The following is a 4,721-nucleotide window of genomic DNA, read 5'->3' as shown; positions in this document are numbered from 1 at the left end:
ACGATCATCGTGGGCGGTACGTCGGCGGCCTCGAGGTACCCGCCCCACTGCGAGATCAGCTGACCGTCACCGGCGAACACGACTGCCTGGGGTGGATCCGGAGGGACGTACACCGTAACCTGCCGACCACCATCATACTCGAGCGTCTCTCTGACGAGCTCTCCCGCGATCTTCATATCTCACATCTCCTGTGTTCATAATTAAACTTATCTCGTGTAGCACAACGAGGGGCTATATGTTCCTATTTATTATAACTCAGCGTTTAAAAAAACCGCTCCAAAATGCGTTCAACTATAGTACCCGTTAGCGTAATCGTCAGATGTCCTATGAAACAAATTCCTCCCCCATAATTTTTTACACATAAGCGTCTATACATATTTTTTTCATAATGATAACGTACCCTTCGTAGACGGAATAACATCGCCTGTTATCCTAATTGCTTTCTTCAACGCATCGCCGAATGCCACGAAAATTGCCTCATTTATATGGTGTGTATTTCTGCCGTATTCCAAATTGATGTGCATGGTTATCCCGCTATTATGCGCTACAGCGAGAAAAAACTCTTCGGTTAATTCGGGTTCAAACTCGCCTGCTCGTGTTGACGGCATTTCCACGTTAAACACTAAAAAAGAGCGATTAGATATACTCAAATCCACTAATGCTAAGCTCTCATCCATAGGTATACGCGAACTACCATAACGGTTTATGCCTTTTTTATCCCCTATAGCCTTTTTGATTGCTTGCCCCAAGCATATTCCAATGTCCTCAACCGTGTGATGCCCATCTATCTCTAAATCACCTTTGCAATCCACATTTAGTTTTATTCCTGCCCTAAAAGCAAAAAGCGTGAGCATATGGTTAAAGAATCCAATTCCCGTGTTGATGTTGCCTTCACTGTATTCATCGAGATTAAGCTCCAGTTTAATTTCTGTTTCTTTTGTTTTTCTGTTAATTAATGCCTCTCGCACCATAACAAACTCCCTTCTTAACTGAGGTATTGCCTTTTGGTATTGCTAGCCGAATGAATTCGATTAAGACCACATCCTTTATCACTTTACTTCTCTAATATATTATCGTAATAAAGTGATAATGTAAACTTATGTAAGTCGGTCAGCCACGCTAAACTGCCCGTTAGCGCAACGAGGCGACCGGATCCTTGCTGCCGGCCGCCTCGCTTCTGTTTTATTCAACTATCGTGCCCAATAGCTTAACGGGGGACACGTCAATGTGCTGTTATCGTAAGCGCATTAATCTAAACGAGCATCTTGCGGCGAACCTCCTAGTCAATATTCGCGATATACCACCGGCCCCCCTTATCCTGGAGTAAAGAAACGGTATAATTAGCCATATGAACGATACCGTCCGATAAGTATTCAAACTCGATTCCCACTTCCGCTCGCGAGGCATCTCTTGGATAGGAAATCGGGGTAGAAAGCCTGATGAACCGATACCGCCTATCCTGCTCCAGAAAGAAGTCAAAATAGTCGACGTCCGGCGTCTGAAGCGTATCACGGAACGCCGATTTATCTTTGGCCACAATAGCTTCGAGATTTCGCTTTACCTGGCGATAAATCTCTGCTTCCTCTTCATTCTTGCTATCAGGGAATTCGATCTCCATGCCCGGCTTGAATGCAGATGGATCAGCCACATAGCGGAGCGACCATTTCGTATCCGTCCTCACTTCGCCTTCAATCGGCATGATAAGAACATGCTCATACTCTTTATTGTTATAGCGGTCAATGGTGGCCTGTTCTGTACGTTTACCTGTGCTGTCTACCGTTCCGTAATGCAGCATATCCGCCATTAGATTATTCATAAAATAAACGGATTCACCAAATGCTTTCGGTTCTTGGCCCGTTTCTCCGTTTTTCCCTATTGTATCCTTTTGCCATTTTATTTTGGCAAGACCATTTTCATTGATTTCGACATAAGTCATTAATCCTCTATACTCTATAGAATAACGGAGCGCTTCCCCTCTTGGAAACGTGTATATGGTAGTAAAGCCTTCCCCGTAAGGTTGAATTTCTTTCCCGAAGTTTAGCTTTGGAAGGGCGAGTGCAGCCACACGCGCTTTATCAAGTTCGCCACTTCTGAGCGTTTGGAACTGCTCCTCGCCAGTCGGCGTGCGAACGATGACCTCCTTGCTTTTGCTGTCAAAAGCAGCCGTGCCGCCCAGCGTTTCCGTTACGAAGCGCACGGGTACGTAGGTCCGTCCTCGCTTCACCGTAACCGGCGCGTCTAATGCGACTTTTTTGCCGTTGATGTCAGCCGTTTTCAAGCCATCCTTCAAGCGTACCGTTATTTTGTTAACCGGATTATTGATGATGATGGTCTTTGTAGACGACTCGTAGGCATAGCTGATTTTAGCAGGATCATGAAAAGCTTTCAATTGAACCATCGTTCGGCCGTTCACATTTAAAACATCGTCCTGGTAGACGCCGTTGATAAACAACTTGAGTGTTGTCGCAGGGGAAGGCGCAGCCATAACCGCAGAACCCGCATTTAGAACTCCCGCTATCATTAGTGCAGCCGCAGCCGTTTTCATCCATTTTTTCATGTTGAATTCCTCCCTAAAATAGCGCATGTTATTGTGAATCTTCGCTTTTGCACATGAAAAAAACATCGTCTTCCCATTTGTAAACCATTGTGGCAAGCGGAGTTCCGTGCGTAGTCACAGTTTCCTCTATGCTGTAACCGCTTAGATCCATAGCGATTCTTTTTCCAAGGGCTTTGAGACACGAAGGCGTTCATCCGCTTCGATAATTTGCAACAGCTCAGCGGTTGCACCCATTGTAAGGCTCCAGGCAGCGTCCTGCCGTTTGATGTGGCGTGTTCAATGGTTTCAACCTTTTCATATTCCGTAAATACTACGGCTCCGTTACTTTCCCCCTTAATAATCCCCCGTTTCAACAGTTATGACGTAAGGTGATGGAGTTATGTTACAAAGTAAAATCCCTCATTTATTTAATCCCACCTTAATTGAAATGTTAAATGTTTTTTCACTATATTGCCAGTTAGCCATCCATGCCGCTCACGCGACACCACAGATTATGGAAGTAATTGCGTTCTTCCATGGGAGCCGAATAGGCTGCCGAATTATATCGGCAGCCTGTTGTCATTGCACTATCGTACCCGTTAGCTTAATCGACCGGCCGCGATTTTAATTTGCGGATAAGTTTATCAAGAGCCGTGCCTACTAAAAAGAAAAAAATCAAATGCATGACATAACCGCGCATTTTTGCACTGATAGCGGCAGTAACTGGCGGCTCAAAAGGATCAAAATCCAGCATCCAATGATGGAATGGCTCAAACGGTCCAAGTCCTATCATGAGAATCGTCGGATCATGAATATGAATCGTTTTCCAATAGTCGTGAAAGCAAATGATAATGCTGAATAACGAGAACCAAAATGTCGCTCTTCTCCAAATAAACATGAACACGCTCCTTCAAATCCACGGTACATGCAGTAACGCGATTCTTTTTGGAAGGTTTAATCTGTCTGAATTGAACTATCGTACCGTTAGCGCAATACCAATTAGTAAGCATCATCAAATTTCAGAAGTTCACTTAACCCCTTAGTAAATTTTAATAAAGCTTTACCTCCTGTTATAAATTCAATATAAATATTATCTTCATGCGAACCACCAATCTGTGCCTGGACAAAAAAGGTATCATTCTTGCAGCTTATTTTTATGTATGCATCAGAATCATTATCTTTAAGTTCTGCCACTATTTCTTGGTTGATACAACGAACAAAATCCTCAATCTGTTCTTTTCTTACACAGAAATGAGAAGTAAGGGATCTGAATTTTGTTGCTCCAGTCATATCAAATGTAATATTAATCTGAACCAGATATCTAGTCGCTAATTCGAGCTTTGCAGAATTATCATTGGAAGACAACGTAATTTTATTCGATAAAGGTAACATAATTTATTGCTCCCTATTATTAGTTGACCTTCTCAGTTTATCATATCTTTCTAAACAAAACTGCCTGTTAGCGTGACAAAGAACTACCACACGACAGCCCTTTCGGTGTTCAACTATCGTACCCGTTAGTTCAATACATAGGTGTTTGCCATGTTGATTCTGCTTAAAAGAAGAAAAAGCGATACCGATGTGAACGGTATCGCTATTCTGCTATATTTCGTAACCTTGAATTTCCTGCTTCATGGCAATAATAATTGACAATTGATTCTTAGGGTAACCTAAAACCTTGGTTTTTGTCATGCACATACCGCACCCGCAATGTGTTTTGCCTTTAGAAAGGCTGCCTTCTTTACCAGGAGCAACATACCAATGTCCCAATTTAACTCGCTTCATTTTCTTATTGATCACGCGTTTCCGATGGTGACGATAACAAGCTCTGTCTCTCACACATATCACACTCGCTCTGAGTTATTCACTCAGCCTGAAAATCACCTCAGAGAAGGTTTTAAATGACTTTCAGGCTGGGTGTTGCGATATGTGAGTTTTGAATAAGCATGATGATCATCCTTTGGCTGTGTTGTAGAAACAGATTTATTATAGCATACCGACGGAGATTGATAAAAAGTCCAATTGGTCTCCAGCTATAGACCTTAGTTTAATAAAATGGGCATGCCATTATGAATATAGGTCTCTAAATCAGAGTTATTGATTTCTCAAAAGCCTTTTTCGCACACTCATCCAAAACTTCATCACTCACAAATGGCGCGATTGCAGTCAGTTCGTTGATTCCATG

The 4,721-nt window shown here is 42.8% G+C and carries 4 protein-coding genes; all 4 read right to left on the bottom strand.

Annotation, left to right across the window (positions count from 1 at the left end; translation table 11 throughout):
- Positions 1–383: 383 nt before the first annotated feature.
- Positions 384–968 (bottom strand): imidazoleglycerol-phosphate dehydratase HisB, encoded by a 585-nt coding sequence (gene hisB / locus H581_RS0110105; RefSeq protein WP_156889552.1) that lies wholly within the window; start codon positions 966–968, stop codon positions 384–386.
- A gap of 311 nt (positions 969–1,279) precedes the next feature.
- Positions 1,280–2,557: a copper amine oxidase N-terminal domain-containing protein gene (locus H581_RS33610; protein ID WP_051250639.1), complete on the bottom strand. Its 1,278-nt coding sequence runs from the start codon at positions 2,555–2,557 to the stop codon at positions 1,280–1,282.
- A gap of 583 nt (positions 2,558–3,140) precedes the next feature.
- Complete coding sequence (locus tag H581_RS0110090; RefSeq protein WP_028609882.1) at positions 3,141–3,434, bottom strand: hypothetical protein; 294 nt, start codon at positions 3,432–3,434, stop codon at positions 3,141–3,143.
- Between the two features lie 101 nt (positions 3,435–3,535).
- Entirely contained in the window at positions 3,536–3,928 is a 393-nt protein-coding gene (locus H581_RS0110085) for a hypothetical protein (protein ID WP_028609881.1), read from the bottom strand.
- Positions 3,929–4,721 lie beyond the last annotated feature (793 nt).

Origin of the sequence: Paenibacillus harenae DSM 16969 (assembly GCF_000422465.1) — a bacterium.
In the GTDB taxonomy this organism is placed as follows: domain Bacteria; phylum Bacillota; class Bacilli; order Paenibacillales; family Paenibacillaceae; genus Pristimantibacillus; species Pristimantibacillus harenae.
Note: the sequence above shows the minus strand (reverse complement) of the source record. Positions and strands in the feature narration are given on the sequence as shown.

Coding starts and splice junctions, on each gene's coding strand:
- H581_RS0110090 (WP_028609882.1), bottom strand. CDS start 3,434: ATGTTTATTTGGAGAAGAGCGACATTTTGGTTCTCGTTATTCAGCATT.
- H581_RS0110085 (WP_028609881.1), bottom strand. CDS start 3,928: ATGTTACCTTTATCGAATAAAATTACGTTGTCTTCCAATGATAATTCT.
- H581_RS33610 (WP_051250639.1), bottom strand. CDS start 2,557: ATGAAAAAATGGATGAAAACGGCTGCGGCTGCACTAATGATAGCGGGA.